The following is a 22,921-nucleotide window of genomic DNA, read 5'->3' on the forward strand; positions in this document are numbered from 1 at the left end:
GCGTAGAATATCATCGCATATTGGTTGGCTTTTCCTCATGCTTTCTGCTTGCAATGGCGCCGCGGCGGATGGTCATCCGAATGACTCTGATCAAGAGTTGCCAAACGCTGTACCGCAGTGGCTACCGTCTCCCCCGCCCAATCCTTCTTCGCCGCTAGAATCGCCGATCCTCTGGAATTATGAGCGGCCCACGCCGGAAGGTTTTGAGAAGGCCCGCGCACTTGTGAAAGAGCACGATCTGTGTGGAAACTTTGGGCGCGTCGCGCTGAAGTATCGCCCGTTTGATCTTAAGTTACCGAAAATGTGGAAATATCTGAGGGAGATAAGAGGGCAGTATGTTCCACTAAGCTGGCGTGGCAAAAACTTCTATCTTTTGCGTGATTTTGAAGTTGTTGCCGATCCTGTCGCATTTGCAACGCAGCGAAAGGCCGATGGAGCCAACCAGCCGCGATCAAGACGTTTCCCTCTTTCGCTTTCGGATACGATCGACTTCTCGAAGCATGGCTTGAATCAAGATTCATATAAGGATGACATCTCACCTGTGGATCAGATCAGGGCGGAAGAGCTATCCGCGCATGTCAGCGCAGACACGCGCAATCATGCGCTGGCTGAGATACGTCCATATAGCGAACTGATGAGCCCGATATATTATGGCGTGGCTTTTGTGGAGACCGGCGCGACCACCCTCTCGGGCCCTGCATCGGCAAGATTGGGTTCGACCTTCATCCTTTCATCCTCGGGGCTTCAGCCAAGAATGCTAATTCAGCCCGACGAGATTCTGGATTCGTACAAGCTAACTCGGCGTTCTACCATCTCGTATGATTCACCGCGTATTGATGAAGCAATATTCGGACGCTTGACGCAAGTTGCGCAGATCGACGATGCGATCGTCTATGATATTTCGAATGACAGTAATGACATACTGGCTGTTCTTTTACCGGATCAGAAGGATTCCGCGTATCTGGTATGCCGCTAAGGCAATGGGGTAGGTAGGTAATATGGAATTACGGTGACAGGTGCGAAACCCCCTAAATAGCCCGCCCGCAAAAAAACCGCTGTCCTACAAAACCGGCGCGCCTTAGCTTTCTCGCATGCCGTGCCGTCTCTTCTCCTCTGCCGCCTCCGCGTGCCTGTCACGCGCCCGCGGCACAGCTTTCGCGGGCGGGCTGTCGGGGCCGAAAAGAATGTGCGCAAGGGTGAACTTTTATGAACTTTGGACCCATCCGCTGCACTGCGAAGGGAGGGTCGAAAAACGGAATCGCGAGTGAAGTTAGGCAGTTTTCCGCCCGTTCGCCCGATCAGCCCGTTGCGCCGCGCGGGCGGGCCTGCTAGCCGCGCCCGCACTGTGTCCCGCCAGAAGGTGTCCCCATGTCCGAGTCCATCAAGCGCGTCGTTCTTGCCTATTCGGGGGGGCTCGACACCAGCGTCATCCTGAAATGGCTGCAGGTGACCTATGGTTGCGAGGTGGTGACCTTCACCGCCGATCTGGGACAGGGCGAGGAACTGGCGCCGGCGCGCGCCAAGGCCGAGCTGATGGGGATCAAGCCCGAGCATATCTATATCGACGATGTCCGCGAGGAGTTCGTGCGCGATTTCGTCTTTCCGATGATGCGCGCCAATGCGCGTTACGAGGGCGATTATCTGCTCGGCACCTCGATCGCGCGGCCGCTGATCTCGAAGCGGCTGGTCGAGATCGCGAAGGAAACCGGCGCCGACGCGGTCGCGCACGGCGCGACGGGCAAGGGCAATGATCAGGTGCGTTTCGAACTGTCCTGCTATGCGCTCAATCCCGACATCAAGGTGATCGCGCCGTGGCGCGAATGGGATTTGACCAGCCGCACCGCGCTGATCGACTTTGCCGAAAAGAATCAGATTCCGGTGCCGAAGGACAAGCGCGGCGAAAGCCCGTTCAGCACCGATGCGAATCTTCTTCACACCTCGTCGGAGGGCAAGGTGCTCGAGGATCCGTGGGAAGAGACCCCCGACTATGTCTATTCGCGCACGGTGAATCCCGAGGATGCGCCCGACGCGCCCGAATATATCACCATCGATTTCGAGCGCGGCGACGGCGTCGCGCTGAACGGACAGGCGATGTCGCCCGCGACCCTGCTTGCGGCGCTCAACGACCTTGGCCGCAAGCATGGTATCGGCCGCCTCGACCTCGTCGAGAACCGCTTCGTCGGCATGAAGTCGCGCGGCATGTACGAGACGCCGGGCGGCGAAATCTATGCCCGCGCGCATCGCGGCATCGAAAGCATCACCCTCGACCGCGGCGCGGCGCATCTCAAAGACGAGCTGATGCCGAAATATGCCGAGCTCATCTACAACGGCTTCTGGTTCGCGCCCGAGCGCGAGATGCTGCAGGCGGCGATCGATCACAGCCAGGAAAAGGTCAGCGGCACCGTCCGGCTCAAGCTCTACAAGGGCAACGCCAGCGTCGTCGGCCGCAAGTCGCCGCACAGCCTCTACAGCGAACGCCATGTGACCTTCGAGGACGACGCGGGCGCCTATGACCAGAAGGATGCGGCGGGCTTCATCAAATTGAACGCGCTGCGTCTGAAACTGCTCGCGCGGCGCGATCGCTGATCCTGCGGGACGGCGGGCGCGTCCCTTCGCCAGCGGATTGGCGATCGGGCGGCGGAATGCTATAGGATTCGCGGGGGTGCTGCCGACAGAAAGGTTGGTGGCCGATGTCCGACGGCCCGTCCGAAGAATCTTCGCCCTATGAATGGCGGCCTTGTTCGCTGCTCTTTCCCCGCATCGCGAAACTGATGACGCGCGACGGAACCTATACGCGGCTGATCCTGCCGGGGGATTATTTCGCGCGGCGGTCGCGGACCCATGGCTATTGGATCTATCGCCACCGCCACGAGCATGACCACGATCAGGACGACTGATATTGGGGCTGGCGCGGTCGCCGGGCAGGCGGCAGAAGGGATGGCCTTTCGCCGCAGGGGACATCACCGGTGCGCAATTTCGATTTTTCCTCGTGGCAGAGCATCGGGGCCACGCTGCTCGGGCTGGCGCTCTTCACGCTGATCGGCGTCGGCATCCGCCTGGTGGTCATGATGACGATCCAGCAGCGCCGCGAGCGGATCAATCGCCAGATCAACGAACGGCTGCGCACGCTGATCGCGGCCTATAAGACGCTCGGCGGTTCGTTCACCGGCAATCTGGCGGTCGATCCGCGTCACTTGCGCGACCTCCGCCGCGCCGGAACGGAGGCCGGAGAACCTGCCGTCGATCCCGCGGGCGCCGACTCGGACCGGCCGCGCCGGATTCGCGACGCGGTCGAGGCGGCGCTGTCGGACATCATCCTGCTCGGCACCGCCGACCAGGTCCGTCTTGCCAGCCGCGCGGCGCGCGAACTGGTCGAGGGGCGTCCGGTACATGTCCACGATCTGGTCGTCGCGCTGCGCGATTTCATCCGCGCCGCGCTCGACCTCGACCCGGTGCCGTCCGACTCGGCGATCCCGCTGCAAGGCCCGACCCGGCCGTCGAGCGGCGGAAAAGGCGGCGGTTCGGGGCGCAGCGGCGGAGGGGGCGGCGAAGGCGGCGGGGGAGGAGGGCGCGGCGGCGGCGGTGGCGGCGGTGGCATGGGCGGCGGAATGGGCATGGCGGGCGGGCTCGGCGTCGTTGGCGGTGCCAGCCTGGCGCATGGCGCGGCGGGCGGTGATGACGCCGACGATCCGGCGGGACTCTCAAAAAATTAATGCGTTAGCGCGGCGCGCTTTCCTGCGCTAAGGGCGCCTCGATGACCGCCTCGCGCTTTTTCTCCGACAATGCCGCCGCCGTGCATCCCGCGGTGATGGAGGCACTCGCCGCCGCCAACCATGTCGATACCGCCTATGACGGCGACGCGCTCAGCCAGTCGCTCGACGCCGCCTTTTCGGAGCTGTTCGAGACGACATGCGAAGTCGTCTGGATTTCGACCGGCACCGCCGCGAACAGCATCATCCTCGCCCACTTCGTGCGGCCGTGGCAGGGCATCCTCTGCTATGAGGAAGCGCATATCGAGGTCGACGAATGCGGCGCGCCGACCTTTTATTCGGGCGGCGCCAAGCTGATGACTCTGCCCGGCACCGGCGCGAAGATCGACGCCGAGGCCCTGAAGGCGCGGATTGCCGGCATCCGCAAGGACGTCCATCAGGTGCAGCCCGCCGCGATCAGCATCACCAACGCGACCGAATATGGCCTGGCGTGGCGGCCCGATGAAGTCGGCGCGATCAGTGAGATCGCGAGGACCAACGGCATGAAGCTCCACATGGACGGCGCGCGCTTCGCCAATGCGGTCGCTTTCCTCGGCTGTTCGCCCGCCGATGTGACGTGGCGGGCCGGAGTCGATGCCCTGTCCTTCGGCTTCACCAAAAATGGCGCGATGATGGCCGAAGCGCTGGTCTTCTTCGGCGGCAGCGGCGGCGCCGGGGTGCGCGAACTCAAGAAGCGCGGCGGCCACCTGCTCAGCAAGGGGCGCTTCGTTGCGGCGCAGATCCGCGCGATGCTGAAAGACGATCTGTGGCTCGCCAATGCGCGCGGGGCCAATGCCGGCGCGGCGGTGCTGGCGGCGGCCTGCGGCAGCCGGCTGATGTATCCGGTCGAGGCGAACGAGCTGTTCGTCCGGTTGAGCGCGGCCGAAGCGGCGACGCTGCGCGGCCGGGGCTTCGATTTCTACGACTGGGGCGAAGGCGCGGCGCGCCTCGTCACGAGCTGGGATCAGGATGCCGCGGCGGTCGCGCCGCTCGCGGCCGCCATCGCGGCGCTATGAGCGAGCAGCCGGCGACGCTGCTCAGCCCGCGCATCCTCATCCCCTTCGCGCTCGTCACGCTGATCTGGGGATCGACGTGGATCGTCATCAAGGGGCAACTCGGCATCGTGCCGCCGAGCTGGTCGGTCACCTATCGCTTTTCGGTGGCGGCGATCGCGATGTTCGCCTTTGCGGCGATCCGGCGCGAACGCTTGCTGCTGGAGCCCAGGGCCATGGCCTTCGCGGTGCTGCTCGGGATTGCGCAGTTCACCTTCAACTTCAATTTCGTCTATCGCGCCGAACAGCATATCACCTCGGGGCTGGTCGCGGTGCTCTTTGCGCTGCTGATCGTGCCGAACACGCTGCTCGGGCGCCTGTTCCTGAAATCGCCGCTGGAGAAGCGCTTCCTTGCCGGTGCGGGGATCGCGATCGTAGGCGTCGGGCTGATGATCCTCCACGAATATCGCGCCGCGGCGCTCGGCGCGGGCGAGGTGCTGCTCGGCACCGCGCTGACGCTTGCCGGCGTGATGAGCGCATCGACCGCCAATGTCATGCAGGGAACCGCGATCGCGCGGGCGCAGTCGATGGTTGTCATGATCGCGTGGGCGATGCTGTTCGGCGTGCTCGCCGACGGCAGCTATGCCTGGATCACCACCGGGCCGCCGGTGGTCGAGCCGACGCCCGTCTATCTCGGCGGCATCCTCTATCTCGGCATCGTCGCGAGCGCGGTGACCTTTCCGCTCTATTTCAATGTCATCCGTGCGGTCGGGCCGGGACAGGCGGCATGGTCGAGCGTGCTGATCCCGATCATCGCGATGGGCTTTTCGACGGCGTTCGAGGGCTATCGCTGGGCGCCGCTGTCGATCGCGGGCGGCGCGGTCGCGCTCGTCGGGCTGGTGATCGCGGTGGCGAAACGGCCCGAACGGCCGTCGGTCAGCGGCAATATGGTGTCGGTGCCGGTCGAACCGGAGTCCTGATTGTCACGGCTGTCTTATGTCGATAAGACGGTTTCATGAAAATCCTCTCCATCGCAATCGCCCTTGTCGTCGCCGCCGCGGCAACCCCGGCATCGGCCCAAGGCGCCTGCCAGCCCGGAACCTATCGCGCCGCGGACGGCGATTTCGTCGTGCTGGTGCCGTCACCGGCGGTTCCCGAACCGGGCCTTCGCTATCAGTTCCGCGACGGGCGCCGCGGCGCGACGAACGAGGCGAGCGCGCCGCTGGCCTGCAATGCGGGCGCGGTGATCATCGCGGGCAAGGCGTGGGCGCGGATCGCCTTTCGCGAAACGCCCGCGACCTTCGACAGCGTCGAGACAAAGCTGGCCGGAATGCTGATCGAACCGCCGGGCGCCGACGCCAGGCGCCCGCTGGTGGTGATGGTACACGGTTCCGAACGGAGCTCGCCGATCGGTGGCCTCTATGGCTATGCGATGGCGGCGCAGGGGCTGTCGGTCTTTGTCTATGACAAGCGCGGTACCGGCGCCTCGGAGGGCGACTATACGCAGAATTTCGAGCTGCTCGCGACCGACGCGGCGAAGGCGCTCGACACGGCGCGGCGGATGGCGGCGGGGCGGTTCGGCCGCGCGGGCTTCTTCGGCGGCAGCCAGGGCGGCTGGGTCGCGCCGCGCGCCGCGACGCTGACCAAGGCCGATTTCGTCGCGGTCGGCTTCGGCCTCGTCGCCTCGCCGATCGAGGAGGACCGCGAACAGATGGTGTCGGAAGTCCGCGCCGCCGGACTCGGCGCCGATGCCGAGGCGCTCGTCGACCGCCTGTCGAAGGCGACCGCGACCGTGCTGCTGTCGAACTTCGCGCAGGGCTATGCCGAACTCGATGCGGTGCGGCGCGAGATGGCGGGCAAGCCGTGGGCCGCGAAGGTCGAGGGCGAATATAGCGGCGCGATGGCGCGCCTCTCCGACGCCGAACTGCGCCGGATCGGGCGTGCGCGCTTCGACAATCTGGAACTGATCTGGGACTATGACGCGGTTGCGGTGCTGAAAAAGCTCGACACGCCCTTGCTGTGGGTGCTCGCCGGCGAGGATCGCGAAGCGCCGATCGAAACGACGCGCGGCGCGCTGATGGACCTTGCGGCGGCGGGGAGGCCGGTCGATGTCTATCTCTTTCCCGAAACCGATCACGGCATGTGGGAATATGTCCAGCATCCCGACGGATCGCGCGACGTCACGCGGCTCACCGACGGCTATCTGAAATTGCTCGGCGACTGGATCAAGGGCGATGTGCGCGGCGCCTATGGCCGCGCCGAACATCTTACCCCGCGCTGATCCGCTCGATATCGGCGCCGACGGCCTGGAGCTTCTCTTCCAGCCGTTCGTAGCCGCGGTCGAGATGATAGACGCGGTTGACCTCGGTCTGCCCCTCGGCGGCGAGGCCGGCGATGATCAGGCTCATCGAGGCGCGCAGATCGGTCGCCATCACCGGCGCCCCGATCAGCTTGTCGACGCCGCGCACCACCGCGCTGCGGCCGCGCACATCGATGTCGCAGCCCATGCGCGCCAATTCGGGGACGTGCATATAGCGGTTCTCGAAGATCGTCTCGGTGAACAGCGAGGCGCCGGTGCCGAGCGTCGCCATCGCCATGAATTGCGCCTGCATGTCGGTCGCGAAGCCGGGGTAGGGCGCGGTCGACAGGGTGACGGGCTGCGCGCGGCCCGACATGGCGACGCGGATGCCCGCCTTGGTTTCCTCGACCGTCGCGCCCGCTTCGCGCAGCGCGGCGAGCGTCGCCTCCATCTCGTCGGCCTTGGCGCCGACCAGTTCGACGTCGCCTTCGGTAATCACCGCGGCGCAGGCATAGCTGCCTGCTTCGATGCGGTCGGCCATCACGCGATAGGTCGCGCCGTGCAACCGGTCGACGCCCTCGATCGTCAGCGTCTCGGTGCCGATGCCGTCGATCTCGGCCCCCATCGCGACGAGACAGTTGCACAGATCGACGATCTCGGGCTCGCGCGCGGCATTTTCGAGGACGCAGGTGCCTTTGGCGAGCACCGCGGCCATCACCGCATTTTCGGTCGCGCCGACCGACACGACCGGGAAGGTGAACTTGCCGCCCGCCAGCCGCCCGCCGGGCGCGCTCGCCTTCACATAGCCCGAGGCGAGCTCGATTTCGGCGCCGAACGCCTCGAGCGCCTTCAGGTGAAGGTCGATCGGCCGGTTGCCGATCGCGCAGCCGCCCGGCAGCGACACGGTGGCTTCGCCCGCGCGTGCGAGCAGCGGGCCGAGGACGAGGATCGACGCGCGCATCTTGCGCACGATGTCATAGGGGGCGACGGTCGAGGTGAGGGTGGTTGCGCGCGCGGTCATCACGCGGCCGAAATCCTCGGGCCGTGACCCCTCGATCGTCGTCGAGCAGCCGAGCTGATTGAGCAGATGCCCGAAGCCGTCGACGTCGGCGAGCCGCGGCAGGTTGCGCAAGGTCAGCGGCTCGTCGGTGAGCAGCGCGCAGGGCAACAGGGTGAGCGCCGCATTCTTGGCGCCGGAGATGGGAATACGGCCCTTGAGTCGCTGGCCGCCGCGAATGACGATCTGATCCATCGGCTGTCCTTAGCGGATGCGCGGATGCGCGCAAGCGGATGCCGCGACGGCGCGCTCATGACCGGCATTTGGTGATGGCGCTCACCGTGAAAATGTGAAACCATCCGGGCCGGATAGACGAAAGAAATGAGGATTATAGGGCAAGAGATTCAACAGGGGAGTAACTGCTATGCGAAATCCCGTCGTCGCGGCCGCCACGGCCGTATCGTTCGTCATCGGCCAGCTTGCCGTCCCGGCCTTTGCCCAGACCACCTACCCCTATCCACCGCCGAGCGGATCGGCGGGATATGACCGGGATTATGCGGGCACGATCCGCTGCGAATCCCGGAACAACCGGCAACAGCGCTGCAAGGTCAAGACAAGCAACCGCGTCGAACTGGCCCGGGTGATCGGCGGGCGCTGCTCGAAAGGGCGCGACTGGGGTTTCGACGCCAATCAGATATGGGTTTCGGGCGGCTGCCGCGCCGAGTTTCGCTACGGCTATTCAAACGGGGGCTCCTATCCCGGTCGCGATTATGCGGGGACGCTGCGCTGCGAGTCGCGCAGCAATCGCTACGAACAATGCAATGTCCAGACGAACGGGCGCGTCGAATTGCTCCGCAAACTCGGCGGCAAATGCAACGCCGGGCGCCAATGGGGGTATGACGCGAACCTGATCTGGGTGACGAACGGCTGCCGCGCCGAATTCGGCTATGGCTATGCCAATCTCGCGCCGTTGCCCGGTCCGAAACCCGAAAAAGACAAAGGACCGAGCACCGGCCTGATCATCGGCGGCATCGTCGTCGCGGGCGGACTGCTCGCGTTGCTAGCGAGCCAGAAAAAGAAGAAGGACGACGGCAGCGCGGAGGCCGGCACGACGCCGCCCGCCGCCAGCGGTCCTGCGACGCTCAGCGCGAACCTGAGCGGCCTGCCGAGTGCTTCGCGTCCGTCGGTGCAGAATTGCATGAACGATGCCGCGCGGCAGATCGGCGCGACCGGCGGAACGCGGCTGTCCTATGACAAACTCGTCTCATTGGAGCAGGGCAATGGCGGCTGGCGCATCCGCGCCGCGATGACCGCGACCTATCCGGATGGTGCCAAGTCGCTCGAAATGTATTGCCGCGCGACGCCGAGCGATATCATCCAGCTCGATTTCAACTGAAGGGGCGGCGTCAGACTGCTTCAAGGGGAGAGGGAGCGGACGTTGCTCCCTCTCCTCTTCTTTTCGCAGGAAGAACCGCGTCACGCGGTTCAATGGTAAACCCGGTCAGCCGGTTAGCGCTCGTGCCAGTGCGACCCATTCCGTCACGCTGACCGTCTCGGCGCGGCGGGTCGGGGCGATGCCGAGCGCGTCGAGCGCCTCGACCGTGCCCGCCATGCCCTTGAGGCTTTGCCGCAGCATCTTGCGCCGCTGACCAAAGCCTTTTTCGGTGAGCTTCGACAGGATGCGCGGATCGACGCCTTCGGGCTGTTCGGCGGGCGTCACATGGACGATCGCCGACATCACCTTTGGCGGCGGGGTGAAGGCCGAACGATGCACCTTCATCGCGATCCGGGCGGTCGAACGCCACTGGGCGAGCACGGCGAGCCGGCCATAGGCGCTGCTTCCCACCGGCGCGATGATGCGTTCGGCAACCTCCTGCTGGAACATCAGGGTCAGCGAGCGCCAGAGCGGCGGCCAGGCTTTGGGTTCGAGCCAGCGCGTGAACAGCGCGGTCCCGACATTATAGGGCAGGTTCGCGACGATATGATAGGGGCCGCCCGCGAGCGCATCGGCGTCGATCGCCATCGCATCGTCGGGGATCACCGTCAGCCGCCCATCGAACGCGTCGCCGAGTTCGCCGAGCAGGGGCAGGCAGCGGTCGTCGCGCTCGACCGCGATCACGGTCGCGCCTGCGCGGAGCAGCGCGCGCGTCAGTCCGCCCGGGCCGGGGCCGACCTCGAACACCGTCTGGCCGTCGAGGTTGCCGGGCAGCGCCGCGATGCGACCCAGCAATTGCTCGTCGAACAGGAAATTCTGCCCCAGCGCCTTGCTTGCCGACAGGCCGTGCGCGCGCACTGTTTCGCGCAGCGGCGGCAGCGGGCGATTGGGCGCGGCGGTCACTTTGCCGGGGCGCTGCTGCGCTCGCGAGCGGTCGCCATGCGCGCCGCCATCGCGATCGCGGCGATGGTCGGCCCCGGATCGGCGCGGCCGGTCCCCGCGATGTCGAATGCCGTGCCATGGTCAGGCGAGGTGCGGATGATCGGCAGCCCGAGGGTCAGATTGACCCCGTCGTGAAAATGCAGCGCCTTGAACGGTGCCAGTGCCTGGTCGTGGTAGCCGCAGAGGATGGCGTCATATTGCTCGCGGATGCCCGGCGCGAACAGCGCGTCGGCGGCGAGCGGCCCGTCGATGACGATGCCCTCGTCGGCGAGCTGCGCGACCGCGGGGGCGATGATGCGGATTTCCTCGTCGCCGAGCTGGCCGTTCTCGCCTGCGTGCGGATTGAGCCCCGCAATCGCGAGGCGCGGGGCCGCGATGCCGAAATCGCGCGACAGGCCGCGTGCGACGATGCGCGCCTTGGCGGCGATCAGCTCGGCGGTCAGCCGCTCGGGCACCTCGGCGAGCGGAATGTGGACGGTCAGCGGCACGACGCGCAGCGTCGGTCCCGCGAGCATCATCACCGCGTTGGTCGCGGTGACGCCGCAGCGCTCGGCAATGAATTCGGTCTGGCCGGGGTGGGTGTAGCCGATGCCGTGCAGCGCATGTTTCGACACCGATCCGGTGACGAGCGCGTCGCTCGCGCCGTTGCGGGTCAGGCCGATTCCGGTTTCGAGCGCGTGCAGCGCGCAGGTCGCGCCCGCCGCGGTCGGGTGCCCGGGGGTCAGCGGCCCGCTGTCCTCAAGATGCCAGACGGGAAGGGCGGCGTCGAAGGCCCGCGCCACCTGTTCCATGTCGCCGACACGCGCCACGGGGCCGTCCCACACGGCCTCGATCGCGGCGATGTCGCCGATGGCGACGAAGGGCAGCAAGCCGTGTTCGCGCCGCGCGGCCCAGGCCCGTGCGGCAACTTCGGGGCCGACGCCCGCCGGGTCGCCCATGGCAACCGCGATCGGTCGTCGCTCGTCGATATCAGGCATCAGCTATATTCGATCACCGCGTCGCGCCGGAGGTCACGCAGATAGCGCTGGGCCCGTTTGTTGACCTTGTCCTCGAGGATCTTCTCTTCGATCTGGGCGCGATCGGGTTCGGATGCCGTGTTCGGCATCTCGCGACCGCACAGCACCAGCACGCTGATGCCCTCGTTCGCGGCGCCGAACGGCTGCGTCGTCTGGCCCACCTGCATCGTCGCGAGAGTCGATTGCAGCGGCGCCGGCAGCGCGCGCATCGCGATATTGTCGCGCGCGACGACATGCGCGCCCAGCGAGGCCGCGACGCTGTCTGCGCCGCCGCATCCGGCGATGCCGCGCGTCGCCTCAGCGAATTTGCTCGCGAGCTCGGCGGCTTGCGATTCGCTCGTCCCCGGCGCGAAGTCGAGCGACACCTGCTTCAGGCTCAGCACCGCATCGCGCGGATCGGCGGTCAGCACCTGGCGCCGATCGATCATCAGCAGGATCGATATGCCGCCGGGCACTTCGAGGGGGCCGACGAGTTGACCCGGCGCCATCTGCTGCGCCGCGTCGGCCATCGAGGCGGGCAACTGGCCGCCGCGCACCCAGCCCAGGTCGCCGCCGACGACCGCGGTCGATGCTTCGGAGAATTGGCGCGCATAGGCGGCAAAGCTGCCGCCGGCCTGAAGCGCCTGGATGATCTTGCGCGCGTTCTCGACGACCGCGGCGGCATTTTCGGGGGTCGCCGACAAATAGATTTCGCCGAGGTGGAACTCGTCCTGCCCCTTGGCCTCGTTCATCTGCTTGACGATCGAATCGACTTCCTCGGTCGATACGTTGGTCGTCGACTGGATGTTGCGCGACAGCAAGCGATCCCAGGCATATTCGCCGCGAATCTGCTGCTTCACGGCCGCAGCGGCCGATCCCTTCGACTCGAGATATTTGGAAAATTCCTCGGGAGTCTGCTTGAAGCGCGCGGCCAGGCGGGCGAATTGTTCGTTGATGACATTCTCGTCGATGTCGATTTTCGCGGCCTTGGCTTCCTGAATCTGCAGTTTTTCGTCGATCAGGTTGCTGAACACCTGCTGGCGCAGCCGCTGCACTTCGTCTTCGGGCAGATCGGCATTGTTGTTCGCGATGCGGATCAGCGCCATGCGCTGTTCGATGTCGGTCGCGGTAATGATCTCGCCGTTCACCGTCGCCGAGGGACGATAGACGTTCGGCTTGTCGTCGCCATACAGCTTGACGTTGCCGGGGATGTTGAGGCTCGTCGTCGGAACTTCGGTGTCGGGAACGGTCTGGCCCAGCACCGGCGTCACACCCACGGCGGCCACGGTGATCAGCCCGATCATGGTCGAAAATTTGGTCATTGCCATCCTATTCGAGAAATACCGGCACGCTCCGTATCAGCGGACACGCCCGATGGTCCAGCGCAATCCGCGCCAGCATGTCCATAACTGGGCTCCGATCTAGGTTCGCGACGCTGAATGGAAGCTGAGCGGTGCCGGCCGGCCGCAGAGCGTTCCGGTCAGAACCCGAGGTTGCGGAAAGCGATGCGGAACGAGAAGCTGTTGCCGCGCCGGGCGTCGCCGGTGTCGATATAGTCGCGGCGCCAGGTCAGCGCGATCGACAGGCAGTCGTCATCATAGGCGAGGCCTAGGCGATGGCGAATCGGGTCGAAGCCGTCGGCGACGCCCAGCGGGTCGTCGCTCTTGCGCGTGAGATCGACGATCGCCGATCCGAAAATCGACCAGTTCTTTGCAAAAGCGACGCGGCCGCCGGCGCGCACTTCCTCGCGATCCTGCAAATCCTCGCCGAGCAGCAATATGTCGCGGTTGAGCCGCGAATAGCCGAGCACGGCATAGGTCGAGCGGCTGCCGATCATCGCGTCGATCTCGTTCCGCCGCACCGCCAGATTATCCTTGTCGAGCCGGAAACGGTGGGTCAGCCGTAGGAAATCCTTGTAGGCGATGGTGGTGCGGCCGACGATGTCCGACGTGCGGTCGGTCAGGCCGGTGCCGTCGGGAAACAGGCTGGGCTTGTCCGACAGGCGATAGCTTTGCCCGATGATGCTGTTGATGTTGAGGCCCGGCCGGCTGAAATTCCATTCAACGCCATAGGTGATGCGCGCGCCGTCCTCGAATCGGTCGTAGCCGTTGAAGCGGTTGATTGCGAACAGATTGCTGTCTTCGAGGTCGAAGGCGCGCGAATCCTCGTTCGGAATGTCGAGATTCTTGAGGCTGGGCGTCGCGACGATCTGGACGCGCGGAGTCAGCGTCTGGGTGCCGCCCAGAAATTCGCCGACGAAAGGCCAGCGCATGTCGGCCGCGACCGCCGCGATGCCGCGGCCTTCCCAGCCCGATTTGCCGCGATAGCCGGGGATCGCGGTCAGCAGATTTTCATCGCTGTGATAGACGTCGCCGCGCACCATCGCGGTCAGCACGACCTCCTGGCCGAGGCCGGTCAGGCCGCGCAGATTCCAGGTTGCACCCGCAAAGGCGCGCTGCGTGTCCTGCCCAGCGGTGCGGGCGATCGCCAGCGTATTGAGCTGCAATTCGATCTGTCCGCCGAGCAGCGGGTCGGCGAGCCGCTGGCGATAGTCGATGATCGGCAGTGCGATCGGCTGCTGGCCCTGCACGTCGTTGCGGCGCAGCGTCTGGGTCGCCCAGCCCGCGATCGACAAATAGCTCTGCCCGCCGATCCGTTCGAGCTCGAAGGTCGAGCGCAGCCGGTCGTCGCGGCTGATGTCGTAACGGCGCATGAAGGTGCGGTCGGTCGTGATGCGGCCCGAATAGGACAGGCTCCATCGCGGATCGAACTGGAATTTGCCCGCGCTTTCCAGATAGCCGCGGAACTGGCGGTTGGGATCGATCACCTGTCCCGACACCGGAACGACCGAGCTGTGGGTCGCATAGCCGTTGATGCGGAACGAGCCGATGTCGGTGAGCGCGCGAAACTCGCCTTCGATCATCGGCACCGATCCGGTGTAGAGGTGCGGCGTGATCGTGATGTCGCGGTCGGGCGCGATGCGCAGATAATAAGGCACCGCGATTTCGAAGCCGTTGGTGCGGTCGAGACGGATTTCGGGAACGAGCAGGCCGCTGCCCGCCTCGCTGTTCGCGGGATGGCTGAGCCCCGGCAGCGGGATCAGCGGCAGGCCGAAAATTTCGACCCGCGCGCCCTTGTAGCGCACCTTGTTCTTGCCGCGATCGTAAATGACGCGGACGGCGCGGATTTGCCAGCTCGGCTTCTTGGGGCAACCCGACCCGTCCTCGACGGGGCAGGGGGTGTAGGCGGCGTTCTCCAGCTCGATATTGCCGTTGTCGAAGCGCGTGCCCTTCACCGCCGCGAGGCGCGCGCCGTTATCGAGCACGACGAGCATATTCTCGACCACCCCGTCGCGCAGCGTGTCGGTCAGGACGATGCGGTCGCCATAGGCGGTGTCGCCTTCGGGATTCTTCAGCGCGACATCGCCCTCGGCGACGACCTCGCCAGTCTTGCGGTTCCAGGTCACCTTGTCGGCGCGCATCTCGACCGTGTCGCGCTTCATCTCGACATTGCCCTCGGCCACGACGACGTCGGTCTCATTGTCGTAGTTGAGATTGTCGGCGGCGAAACCGATCTGTTCGTCGGACTTGGGCGCGGGAGCGTCGACCGTATCGGCCGAGACGTCACGGTCCTGCAGATCGGGCTGATCCTGCGGGGCCTGCACGACCGGCGGCTCGACCGTTTGCTGCGCGGCGACGGGGCACGCCATAAGGGCGACGCCGCTCGCGGTCGCAAGCCAGAGGGGCTGCGCGCGGGGGGACCGATGGAACAAAGCCCAGTTCATTTGCTATCTTTGTCCCACGCCTTATCTAGTGTCCACCCGTGCCGGGCCGGCTGCTTTGTTTTGCAACTCGCAGGCGAAACCCCTATCGGTCCGGCACGTTCCAATCAATCATCGCATGAGAAAGTTAAGGCATGGACATCCAGTTTGTCGCGCAAATCGATGCGTCTGCCGACGTCGTCGCTTTTCCGGTCCGCAAGGGCGAGGCCGCCAGGCTCGGCGCGCTGCTCGGCGCGGCGGCGGCGCAGGCGCGGTTCGAGGGCGCGGCGGGCGCGGTCGCGGAGACCGCGGCGCTCGACGGCGAGCAGGCGAAGCGGCTGCTGCTCGTCGGGATCGGCGACGGCACCGCGCACGACCTCGAACGCGGCGGCGCGGCACTGACCGCGAAGCTCCAGACGAGCGGCGTCGCAGCAGTCCATGTCGATTTCGCGAGCGCCGGGCAGAGCGACGAGGATGACGTCCTGGCCTTTGCGATGGGCGCGCGGCTGCGCGACTGGCGCCTCGATACCTATCGCACCCGGCTGGCCGACACGGCCAAGCCCAGCCTGAAGACGATCGTGATCGCGTCGCCCGCGGGCGACCTGTCGGCGCGCTGGGGCCGCTATTCGGCGGTTGCCGACGGCGTCGCGCTGACCCAGACGCTCGTCGCCGAGCCGCCGAACATCCTCTATCCCGAGACGTTCGTGGAGCGCTGCCAGCATCTGACCGACCTCGGCGTCGAACTGGAAGTACTCGACGAGCGGCAGATGAAGGCGCTCGGCATGGGCGCGCTGCTCGGCGTCGCGCAGGGCTCGACCCGCCCGCCGCGCCTGCTCGCGATGCGCTGGAACGGCGGCAATCCGGGCGAGGCGCCGGTGGTGTTCGTCGGCAAGGGCGTCACCTTCGACACCGGCGGCATCAGCTTGAAGCCCGGGCCGGGCATGGACATGATGAAATGGGACATGGGCGGCGCGGGCGCGGTCGCGGGCGCGATCAAGGCGATCGCCGGGCGCAAGGCGAAGGCGAATGTCGTCGGCGTCGTCGGCCTCGTCGAGAATATGCCCGACGGCAATGCGATGCGTCCCGGCGACATCGTCACGACGATGTCGGGGCAGACGGTCGAAGTGCTCAACACCGACGCCGAGGGCCGGCTTGTCCTCTGCGATGCAATCGCTTGGGCGCAGAAAGCCTATGATCCCAAGGTCATCGTCGATCTTGCGACCTTGACCGGGGCGATGGTGATCTCGCTCGGCCACGAATATGCGGGGATGTTCGCGAACGACGAAGCGCTCGCGGCGAACCTGCTCGAGGCGGGCGAGGCGAGCGGTAACAAGCTGTGGCGCTTCCCGCTGTCGCCCGCTTACGACAAGCTGATCGACAGCCCGATCGCCGACATGAAGAATATCGGCCCGCGCGAAGGCGGCTCGATCACCGCGGCGCAGTTCCTCAAGCGCTATGTGAACGAGGGCGTCGCCTGGGCGCATCTCGACATTGCGGGCATGGCGTGGGCCGACAAGGACGGCCCGGTCTATGGCAAAGGCGCGACGGGTTACGGCGTGCGCCTGCTCGACCGCTTCATCGCGGATTATCACGAAGGGTGATCCACTATACCCGTCATTGCGAGGAGCGTAGCGACGCGGCAATCTCCAGCCATCGGCCTTGCGCGAGGCTGATGGCTGGAGATTGCTTCCCCCGGCTTTCGCCGGGGTCGCAATGACGATGGTGAGATAAGGCATGCCCCGCGTCGATTTCTACCGGCTGACCCGCGACCCCGTCGAGCGGGTGCTCCCTGCTATCGCTACGCGAATCCTCGGCAATGGCGACCGCCTGCTGGTGGTCGCGGCCTCGGCGATGCAGCGGCAGGCGATCGACGGCGCGCTCTGGACGTTGCAGCCCGCCGGCTTCCTGCCGCACGGTCCTGCCGGCTCGCCCGACGAGGCGATCGAGCCGATCCTGCTCGCGGGCGCGATCGCCGCCGGGGCGCCCAACGGCGCGACGCACGTCGCGCTTGCCGATGGCGAGTGGCGCGAGGAGGCGCTCGGTTTCGCGCGGGCCTTCCTGCTTTTCGACAATAGCCGCATCGACGACGCCCGCGCGACATGGCGTGCGCTGGCGGTGCGCGAGGATGTCGACAATCGCTTCTGGAAGCAGGATGATCGCGGACGCTGGTCCGAAGGACCCTGACCCGTCGCTTGTGATATGGGTCACCGACAAGAGGCACGCCGCGTTGCAGACGGGGGCCGTGATTTTTCAGGAGCTTGGATATGACGATACGCACGAATCTCGCCCTTGCCGCCGCCATGGCATTGCTCGTCGCGGGCTGCGGCTCGAAGTCGGAGAGCGAGGTCGCCAGCGGCACCTATACCGATCCCGCAACCGGCAAGACGACCGAATATAAGGTCAGCGGCAGCAAGGACGGCGAAGAGGGCAATGTCACCGTCAAGACCGAGGATGGCGAGATGCGCTTCGGCACCGATGCCAGGCTGCCCGCTGGCCTCACCCCCTATCCGGGGTCGAAGATGACCGGGGGTTTCACGGGATCGTCGGAAGGCAAGCAGGGCGGCATGGCGGGGTTCGAGGTCAAGGCGAAGGTCGCCGACGTCGTCGCCCATTACCGCAGCCAGATCGAGGCGGCGGGACTCAAGGTCAAATCCGAGATGACCGCCGACGACACGATGATCATCGGCGCCGAAAAGCCCGGCGATGAAAAGACGACGATCCAGGTCACCGCGGCGCAGGAAGGCGACATGGTCAATGGCGCGATCACCTATGGCTCGGGCGGGTAGGGGCCGACTGCGCTCCGACCTTGCAGTGCAGCAAAAGCGCGGCTAGAGGCGCGCGCATTGCAGAAAATACCAACCTAGGAGCTTTCCCATGGCGGTCACCCGCACCTTTTCGATCATCAAGCCCGACGCGACGCGTCGCAACATCACCGGCGCCGTCACCAAGATGCTGGAAGACGCTGGCCTCCGCGTCGTCGCTTCCAAGCGTATCCACATGACCAAGGAACAGGCCGAAGGCTTTTACGCGGTCCACAAGGAGCGCCCCTTCTTCGGCGAGCTCGTCGAATTCATGACCTCGGGTCCGGTCGTCGTCCAGGTTCTGGAAGGCGAAAATGCGATGCAGCGCAACCGCGACGTCATGGGCGCGACCAACCCCAAGGACGCCGCGCCCGGCACGATCCGCAAGGAACTGGCCGAGAGCATCGAGGCGAACACGGTCCACGGTTCGGACAGCGACGAAAATGCCGCGATCGAGATCGCCTATTTCTTCAAGCCCGAAGAGATCGTCGGCTGAGCCGACCGATCCCAGCAGGGTAAAAGGGGCCGCCGGAACATTCCGGCGGCCTTTTTGTTTTCCCCTTTTGCGAGAGGAAATGACGATGAAGTCGGTTTTTGTCCTGATGGGTGCGGCGCTGGCCTCCGGCGCGATCGCGACCGAGGCGCCTGCTATTCCTGCATCGTCGGGGCTGTACCGTCTGCCTTTCGCCGACGGGACCGAGGTTTCGGTGTTCGACGCCGCCGCGTCGCACCGGCCGGTCGGCGCCGTCGATCTTGTCGGCGAACCGCGCGAAGGCAAACTCCATCGCATCGTCGCGGCGGCGGACGGTACGGTCATGGCGATTCAGGATGGCTATTCGGAGCAGCAGAGTGGCCGGGCGGCGTCGGAATGCCGCAACAATCTCCTGTGGCTCGCGCACCCGAACGGCGAATGGACTCTCTACGGACACATGGCGACCGGCTCGACGAGCGGTAAGGCGGGGCTCAAGGTCGGCGATCATGTCCGGGCGGGGCAATATGTGGGCGACGAAGCAGCGGTGGCGATGCTCGACCATGTGCATTTCGAGGTCGCGGTGCCGCAAGCGAGCGACCCCATCGACAAGGGTGGTTTCCTGAACGGCAACGAAGAGCGCCAGCGGATGCGTGTCCCGCGTTTCTGTAACGTGCCGGGGCAGACCGTCCGCAAGGACGCCCATTATACGGCCTTGGCTTGCGGAAGTGCGTCAGAGTAGCGGACTGACCGTCGCGACGAGATTCTGCCACAGCTGCCGGGCGATCCCAAAGCCCGCGACGTCCTGAGCCGTCACGCGGTCGGATGCGGCGATATACTCGGTCTGCCGCACGCGGAGTTCGGCGGCGAAGGCCTTGTCACGCAGCAGGATATTATTCTCGAAATTGAGCTCGAAGCTTCGCCGGTCGAGGTTCGCCGATCCGATCAGCGCGACCTCGTCGTCGACGACCATCGTCTTGGCATGGAGCAGGCCGGGGCGATATTCGTAAAGCTTCACTCCCGCCGCGACGAGATCGGCGTAATAGCTGCGGCTCGCGCCCGCGACGATGCGACTGTCGTTGCGCTTGGGGAGAACCAGCACCGTCTCGACCCCGCGCCGGGCGCAGTCGAGCAGCGCGAAGAGCAATTGCTCGTCGGGCACGAAATAGGGCGTGGTGACGATGAGCTCGCGCCGCGCCGAATGGATGAGCGAGGTGAAGCAGGCGGTCATCGCGGCATAGCGGAGGTTCGGGCCGGTGCCGATCACCTGTGCCGCGATTCCGGGCGCCGCGATTCCGGGTGTCTGCGCCGGTTCGGGCTCGGCGCCGTCGCGGAGCAGGTCGCCGATGTCGTCGCCGCGCTCGCTTTCCCAGTCGGCGGCGAAGACGAACTGGCAATCGCGGACGACGGGCCCTTCCCAGCGCGTCATGATGTCGACCCACGGGGCGTATTTCGACTTTATCCGAAATTCGGGATCGGCGAGATTCTGGCTGCCACACCAGGCGATGCGATTGTCGACGATCAACTGCTTGCGGTGGTTGCGCAGGTCGAAGCGGCCGCGGATCAGCGTCCAGATCAGGCCGCCGATCGGCAGCGCGATCCGCGCGTCGATCCCCGCATTTTGCATTTCGATCCAATAGGCCGAGCGGATGAAGCCGCGCGAGCCGAGCGCATCGGCGAGCACGCGCACCTTCACGCCGCGCTTCGCCGCGCGGACCAGCGCGTCCTTGATCCGGAAGCCGTTGTGGTCGGCGAGCCAGATATAGAAGCAGAGGTGGACGGTCGATTTGGCCTTGTCGATATCGTCGACCATCTCGCGGATCGCAGCGTTGCTGTCCGCCGCGAGGCGCGCGCGGTTCCCGGCGGTCGGGGGCAGCGCATTGACCGTCTCGGCGAGCGCGAAGGGCGCAGCCCAGGCGCTGCGTGCGAGCGCGCGGCGCACCTCGGCGCGCTCGTGTGGGTGCGGCAGATGCGCCTCGATCGCGGCATAGCGCGCACGGCGCTTGGCGCTGATCCGCGCTTCGCCGAGCAGCAGGTATGCGAGGATGCCGACCACCGGCACCGCGATCGTCGCGATCAGCCAGGCGAGCCGCGACGCGGGCTCGCGCTGCGGCCGCAGGATGATCCGCCCCATGATGACGATGAAAGCGGCGATATAGGCCGCAGACAGGATCAGGGCGAAATCGAATTCCATTGCCTGCAATTCACCGCGCTTCGGCGGAAAAGGCCAGCGCGAATTTTTGGGAGGCAGGCATGGGGGTTCCCAGCTCGGGAATCCTCGTCATTGCGAACGGAGCGAAGCAATCCAGAGCGGTTTACGCCTGCTCTAGATTGCCGCGTCGCCTTCGGCTCCTCGCAATGACGGAGTGGTTAAGTCCAGCCGCGCTCTAGAAATCCTCCGCCACCGCCATCAGGCCCGCCAGCTTCCTCGGCGCAATCGTAAGCCAGCTCTTGCGGAGCCATTCGCCGATCGCGTCCCAGTCGGTATCGCCGAGGTCGAGGCGGATGCCGATCCAGCCGTCGCCGAAATAGGCGGGGCGATAATAGCGCGCTTCGTCGAGTTCGATGAGCTGTGCCTGCTCGTCGGCGCCGCTGATCTTGACGAGCAGCGCGGTCTTGCCGTCGCGGTGATGGTCGTGGGTGAACCAGGCGAACTTCTTGCCCTTGACGATGCCGAAGCAGGGCATGCCGTGCGAGGTCGTCTCGTCGGCCTCGGGCAGCGCCATCGCCAACTCGCGGACGCGGCCGAGCAGCCAGTCGGGCGAGCGCTCGCGCGACACGAAGGCGGCGAGGGTGGCGGGATAGAGCTGATGCTCGGCGAAGCGGACCCGCCGCGCGAGGCTTTCGGCGGTGTCGCCCGGCGCGATCGCGACCGGCGTCTGCGCGAGCACCGGGCCATCGTCGAGCGCCGGGGTGACGATATGGATGCTGCATCCGCCGTGGGAGTCGCCCGCGTTGATCGCCTGCTGATGCGTGTTCAGCCCCTTGTATCTGGGAAGCAGGCTCGGGTGGATGTTGAGCATCCGTCCGGCCCAGCGCGCGACGAAATCGTCGCTCAGGATGCGCATATAGCCCGCCAGCGCGACATAGTCGGCGCCCGCCGCGCGGAGCTGTTCGTCGACCAGCGCGTCAAAGGCTTCGCGGTCCATGCCCTTGTGTGTGTGTGCCCACGTCGCGATGCCCTCGGCCTTGGCGAGCGCCAGCCCTTCTGCATCGGGTTTGTTGCTGGCGACGAGCACGAGTTCATAGGGGCAATCGGCAGCCTTCGCGGCATAGAGCAAGGCCGCCATATTGGTGCCGGTGCCGGAGATGAGAACGGCGACCTTGGCTTTCACACCGATCCTCCCGGGAACGGGGAGGGGGACCATGCGAAGCATGGTGGAGGGGCACAAGCGGAGTCGGGCGACGTCTTGAGGATGGATGACGCCGCACGCGCCCCTCCACCCCCCGCTTCGCGGGCGGTCCCCCTCCCCCTGTGGGGGAGGATCTCACGCATTATGCGTCGCGCTCCACGCCGCCATCGCGCTCCACGTCTCCGACCCGCCCGATACGGTGCAACCCTTCTCACCCTCGGCGATATGCCCGATCCGGTGCACCGTTTCACCCGCGGCTTCGAGCGCCGCCGTCACCTCGGCGACGTCGCTCTCGGCGACGACCACCGCCATGCCGATCCCGCAATTGAAGGTGCGTGCCATTTCCTCGGGCTCGATATTCCCCTGCGCCTGCAGGAAGGCCATCAGCCGCGGCTGGTCCCACGCGTCGGCGTCGATATGCGCGTGGAGCGTCTTCGGCAGTACGCGCGGGATATTCTCGAGCAGCCCGCCGCCGGTGATATGCGCGAGCGCGTGGATGCGGCCGGTCTTCACCAGCGGCAGCAGGCTCTTCACATAGATGCGCGTCGGCGCCATCAGCGCGTCGATCAGCAGGATATTCTGGTCGAACAGAGCAGGGCGGTCGAGCTTCCAGCCCTTGTCGGCGGCGAGACGGCGCACGAGCGAGAAGCCGTTCGAGTGGACGCCCGACGAGGCAAGGCCGAGAATGACGTCGCCCGCCGCGACCTTGTCGGCGGTGAGCACCTGGTCGCGCTCGACCGCGCCGACGCAGAAGCCCGCGAGATCATAGTCGCCGTCCGCATACATGCCCGGCATTTCGGCGGTCTCGCCGCCGATCAGCGCGCAGCCCGCCCGCTTGCAGCCCTCGGCGATGCTCGCGACGACGTCGGTCGCGACATCATTGTCGAGCTTGCCGGTGGCGTAATAGTCGAGGAAGAACAAAGGCTCTGCGCCCTGCACGATCAGGTCGTTGGCGCACATGGCGACCAGGTCGATGCCGACGCCGTCATGGCGGTCATGGTCGATGGCGAGCTTCAGCTTGGTGCCGACGCCGTCATTGGCCGCGACCAGCACCGGATCGGTGAAGCCGGCCGCCTTGAGGTCGAACAGGCCGCCGAAGCCGCCGATCTCGCCATCCGCGCCCGGGCGG

21 protein-coding genes are annotated in these 22,921 nt (G+C 65.9%); 13 read left to right on the top strand and 8 right to left on the bottom strand.

Translation table 11 applies throughout. The features are described 5' to 3' along the window. Positions 1-37 precede the first annotated feature (37 nt). The 7 genes from VHO04_RS15615 (at position 38) to VHO04_RS15645 (ending at position 7,022) form a co-directional block, all read left to right on the top strand. Positions 38-976: a hypothetical protein gene (locus VHO04_RS15615; protein ID WP_329629161.1), complete on the top strand. Its 939-nt coding sequence runs from the start codon at positions 38-40 to the stop codon at positions 974-976. A 392-nt stretch (positions 977-1,368) separates the two neighbouring features. Beyond that, positions 1,369-2,586, top strand: coding sequence for an argininosuccinate synthase (locus VHO04_RS15620; protein WP_329629162.1), 1,218 nt, complete (start codon positions 1,369-1,371; stop codon positions 2,584-2,586). A gap of 104 nt (positions 2,587-2,690) precedes the next feature. Then, positions 2,691-2,897 (top strand): hypothetical protein, encoded by a 207-nt coding sequence (locus VHO04_RS15625; protein WP_329629163.1) that lies wholly within the window; start codon positions 2,691-2,693, stop codon positions 2,895-2,897. A 69-nt stretch (positions 2,898-2,966) separates the two neighbouring features. Continuing rightward, positions 2,967-3,713, top strand: a complete 747-nt coding sequence (locus tag VHO04_RS15630; RefSeq protein WP_329629164.1) for a hypothetical protein — start codon at positions 2,967-2,969, stop codon at positions 3,711-3,713. Between the two features lie 41 nt (positions 3,714-3,754). Further along, positions 3,755-4,765 (top strand): threonine aldolase family protein, encoded by a 1,011-nt coding sequence (locus VHO04_RS15635; protein WP_329629165.1) that lies wholly within the window; start codon positions 3,755-3,757, stop codon positions 4,763-4,765. Beyond that, positions 4,762-5,721 (top strand): DMT family transporter, encoded by a 960-nt coding sequence (locus VHO04_RS15640; protein ID WP_329629166.1) that lies wholly within the window; start codon positions 4,762-4,764, stop codon positions 5,719-5,721. Before VHO04_RS15635 ends, VHO04_RS15640 begins: the two co-directional genes overlap by 4 nt. Positions 5,722-5,756: 35 nt before the next feature. Continuing rightward, a complete protein-coding gene (locus VHO04_RS15645; RefSeq protein ID WP_329629167.1) occupies positions 5,757-7,022 on the top strand; it encodes an alpha/beta hydrolase in 1,266 nt (421 codons plus the stop codon). Here the strand turns inward: VHO04_RS15645 and murA are convergent. Continuing rightward, the gene (gene murA, locus VHO04_RS15650) at positions 7,009-8,292 is read right to left on the bottom strand and encodes a UDP-N-acetylglucosamine 1-carboxyvinyltransferase (RefSeq protein ID WP_329629168.1); all 1,284 of its coding nucleotides are present in this window, start codon (positions 8,290-8,292) and stop codon (positions 7,009-7,011) included. The two genes, VHO04_RS15645 and murA, sit on opposite strands and share 14 nt — an antisense overlap. A 169-nt stretch (positions 8,293-8,461) precedes the next feature. Between murA and VHO04_RS15655 the strand changes: the two genes are divergently transcribed. Continuing rightward, on the top strand, positions 8,462-9,433 hold the full coding sequence (locus VHO04_RS15655) for a DUF3011 domain-containing protein (RefSeq protein ID WP_329629169.1): 972 nt from the start codon (positions 8,462-8,464) through the stop codon (positions 9,431-9,433). 105 nt (positions 9,434-9,538) lie between these two features. On the opposite strand, the gene rsmA is transcribed toward VHO04_RS15655, so the two are convergent. From rsmA to VHO04_RS15675, 4 genes are all read right to left on the bottom strand, one after another. Then, entirely contained in the window at positions 9,539-10,375 is an 837-nt protein-coding gene (gene rsmA, locus VHO04_RS15660) for a 16S rRNA (adenine(1518)-N(6)/adenine(1519)-N(6))-dimethyltransferase RsmA (protein WP_329629170.1), read from the bottom strand. Continuing rightward, positions 10,372-11,391 carry a 4-hydroxythreonine-4-phosphate dehydrogenase PdxA gene (gene pdxA, locus VHO04_RS15665; RefSeq protein ID WP_329629171.1) on the bottom strand — a complete coding sequence of 340 codons (1,020 nt, stop codon included), beginning with the start codon at positions 11,389-11,391 and terminating at the stop codon, positions 10,372-10,374. The genes rsmA and pdxA overlap by 4 nt, the downstream gene beginning before the upstream one ends. After that, positions 11,391-12,731, bottom strand: coding sequence for a peptidylprolyl isomerase (locus VHO04_RS15670; RefSeq protein WP_329629172.1), 1,341 nt, complete (start codon positions 12,729-12,731; stop codon positions 11,391-11,393). Before VHO04_RS15670 ends, pdxA begins: the two co-directional genes overlap by 1 nt. A gap of 158 nt (positions 12,732-12,889) precedes the next feature. Beyond that, positions 12,890-15,118 carry an LPS-assembly protein LptD gene (locus VHO04_RS15675; protein ID WP_414713126.1) on the bottom strand — a complete coding sequence of 743 codons (2,229 nt, stop codon included), beginning with the start codon at positions 15,116-15,118 and terminating at the stop codon, positions 12,890-12,892. Between the two features lie 206 nt (positions 15,119-15,324). On the opposite strand from VHO04_RS15675, the gene VHO04_RS15680 reads away from it, so the two are divergent. The 5 genes from VHO04_RS15680 to VHO04_RS15700 all read left to right on the top strand — a co-directional run bounded on the left by VHO04_RS15680 (position 15,325) and on the right by VHO04_RS15700 (position 19,181). Next, positions 15,325-16,770 carry a leucyl aminopeptidase gene (locus tag VHO04_RS15680; RefSeq protein ID WP_329629174.1) on the top strand — a complete coding sequence of 482 codons (1,446 nt, stop codon included), beginning with the start codon at positions 15,325-15,327 and terminating at the stop codon, positions 16,768-16,770. A 133-nt stretch (positions 16,771-16,903) separates the two neighbouring features. Continuing rightward, positions 16,904-17,353 carry a DNA polymerase III subunit chi gene (locus VHO04_RS15685; protein ID WP_329629175.1) on the top strand — a complete coding sequence of 150 codons (450 nt, stop codon included), beginning with the start codon at positions 16,904-16,906 and terminating at the stop codon, positions 17,351-17,353. An 80-nt stretch (positions 17,354-17,433) separates the two neighbouring features. Continuing rightward, the gene (locus tag VHO04_RS15690; protein WP_329629176.1) at positions 17,434-17,955 is read left to right on the top strand and encodes a hypothetical protein; all 522 of its coding nucleotides are present in this window, start codon (positions 17,434-17,436) and stop codon (positions 17,953-17,955) included. An 88-nt stretch (positions 17,956-18,043) separates the two neighbouring features. Then, the gene (gene ndk / locus VHO04_RS15695; protein ID WP_003047863.1) at positions 18,044-18,466 is read left to right on the top strand and encodes a nucleoside-diphosphate kinase; all 423 of its coding nucleotides are present in this window, start codon (positions 18,044-18,046) and stop codon (positions 18,464-18,466) included. Between the two features lie 85 nt (positions 18,467-18,551). Then, positions 18,552-19,181 (top strand): M23 family metallopeptidase, encoded by a 630-nt coding sequence (locus VHO04_RS15700; RefSeq protein WP_329629177.1) that lies wholly within the window; start codon positions 18,552-18,554, stop codon positions 19,179-19,181. On the opposite strand, the gene cls is transcribed toward VHO04_RS15700, so the two are convergent. From cls to purM, 3 genes are all read right to left on the bottom strand, one after another. Further along, positions 19,173-20,633: a cardiolipin synthase gene (gene cls / locus VHO04_RS15705; protein ID WP_329629178.1), complete on the bottom strand. Its 1,461-nt coding sequence runs from the start codon at positions 20,631-20,633 to the stop codon at positions 19,173-19,175. The genes VHO04_RS15700 and cls overlap by 9 nt on opposite strands. A 193-nt stretch (positions 20,634-20,826) precedes the next feature. Continuing rightward, positions 20,827-21,807 carry a phosphoribosylglycinamide formyltransferase gene (gene purN / locus VHO04_RS15710; protein WP_329629182.1) on the bottom strand — a complete coding sequence of 327 codons (981 nt, stop codon included), beginning with the start codon at positions 21,805-21,807 and terminating at the stop codon, positions 20,827-20,829. 120 nt (positions 21,808-21,927) lie between these two features. Further along, positions 21,928-22,921: phosphoribosylformylglycinamidine cyclo-ligase (gene purM, locus VHO04_RS15715; RefSeq protein ID WP_329629179.1), on the bottom strand; the 994-nt coding region annotated here is incomplete at its 5' end.

Source organism: Sphingopyxis sp., assembly GCF_036261875.1.
GTDB lineage: Bacteria > Pseudomonadota > Alphaproteobacteria > Sphingomonadales > Sphingomonadaceae > Sphingopyxis.

Coding starts and splice junctions, on each gene's coding strand:
- VHO04_RS15615 (WP_329629161.1), top strand. CDS start 38: ATGCTTTCTGCTTGCAATGGCGCCGCGGCGGATGGTCATCCGAATGAC.
- VHO04_RS15620 (WP_329629162.1), top strand. CDS start 1,369: ATGTCCGAGTCCATCAAGCGCGTCGTTCTTGCCTATTCGGGGGGGCTC.
- VHO04_RS15625 (WP_329629163.1), top strand. CDS start 2,691: ATGTCCGACGGCCCGTCCGAAGAATCTTCGCCCTATGAATGGCGGCCT.
- VHO04_RS15635 (WP_329629165.1), top strand. CDS start 3,755: ATGACCGCCTCGCGCTTTTTCTCCGACAATGCCGCCGCCGTGCATCCC.
- VHO04_RS15640 (WP_329629166.1), top strand. CDS start 4,762: ATGAGCGAGCAGCCGGCGACGCTGCTCAGCCCGCGCATCCTCATCCCC.
- VHO04_RS15645 (WP_329629167.1), top strand. CDS start 5,757: ATGAAAATCCTCTCCATCGCAATCGCCCTTGTCGTCGCCGCCGCGGCA.
- murA (WP_329629168.1), bottom strand. CDS start 8,292: ATGGATCAGATCGTCATTCGCGGCGGCCAGCGACTCAAGGGCCGTATT.
- VHO04_RS15655 (WP_329629169.1), top strand. CDS start 8,462: ATGCGAAATCCCGTCGTCGCGGCCGCCACGGCCGTATCGTTCGTCATC.
- pdxA (WP_329629171.1), bottom strand. CDS start 11,391: ATGCCTGATATCGACGAGCGACGACCGATCGCGGTTGCCATGGGCGAC.
- VHO04_RS15670 (WP_329629172.1), bottom strand. CDS start 12,731: ATGACCAAATTTTCGACCATGATCGGGCTGATCACCGTGGCCGCCGTG.
- VHO04_RS15675 (WP_414713126.1), bottom strand. CDS start 15,118: ATGGCGTGCCCCGTCGCCGCGCAGCAAACGGTCGAGCCGCCGGTCGTG.
- VHO04_RS15680 (WP_329629174.1), top strand. CDS start 15,325: ATGGACATCCAGTTTGTCGCGCAAATCGATGCGTCTGCCGACGTCGTC.
- VHO04_RS15685 (WP_329629175.1), top strand. CDS start 16,904: ATGCCCCGCGTCGATTTCTACCGGCTGACCCGCGACCCCGTCGAGCGG.
- VHO04_RS15690 (WP_329629176.1), top strand. CDS start 17,434: ATGACGATACGCACGAATCTCGCCCTTGCCGCCGCCATGGCATTGCTC.
- ndk (WP_003047863.1), top strand. CDS start 18,044: ATGGCGGTCACCCGCACCTTTTCGATCATCAAGCCCGACGCGACGCGT.
- VHO04_RS15700 (WP_329629177.1), top strand. CDS start 18,552: ATGAAGTCGGTTTTTGTCCTGATGGGTGCGGCGCTGGCCTCCGGCGCG.
- cls (WP_329629178.1), bottom strand. CDS start 20,633: ATGGAATTCGATTTCGCCCTGATCCTGTCTGCGGCCTATATCGCCGCT.
- purN (WP_329629182.1), bottom strand. CDS start 21,807: ATGGTCCCCCTCCCCGTTCCCGGGAGGATCGGTGTGAAAGCCAAGGTC.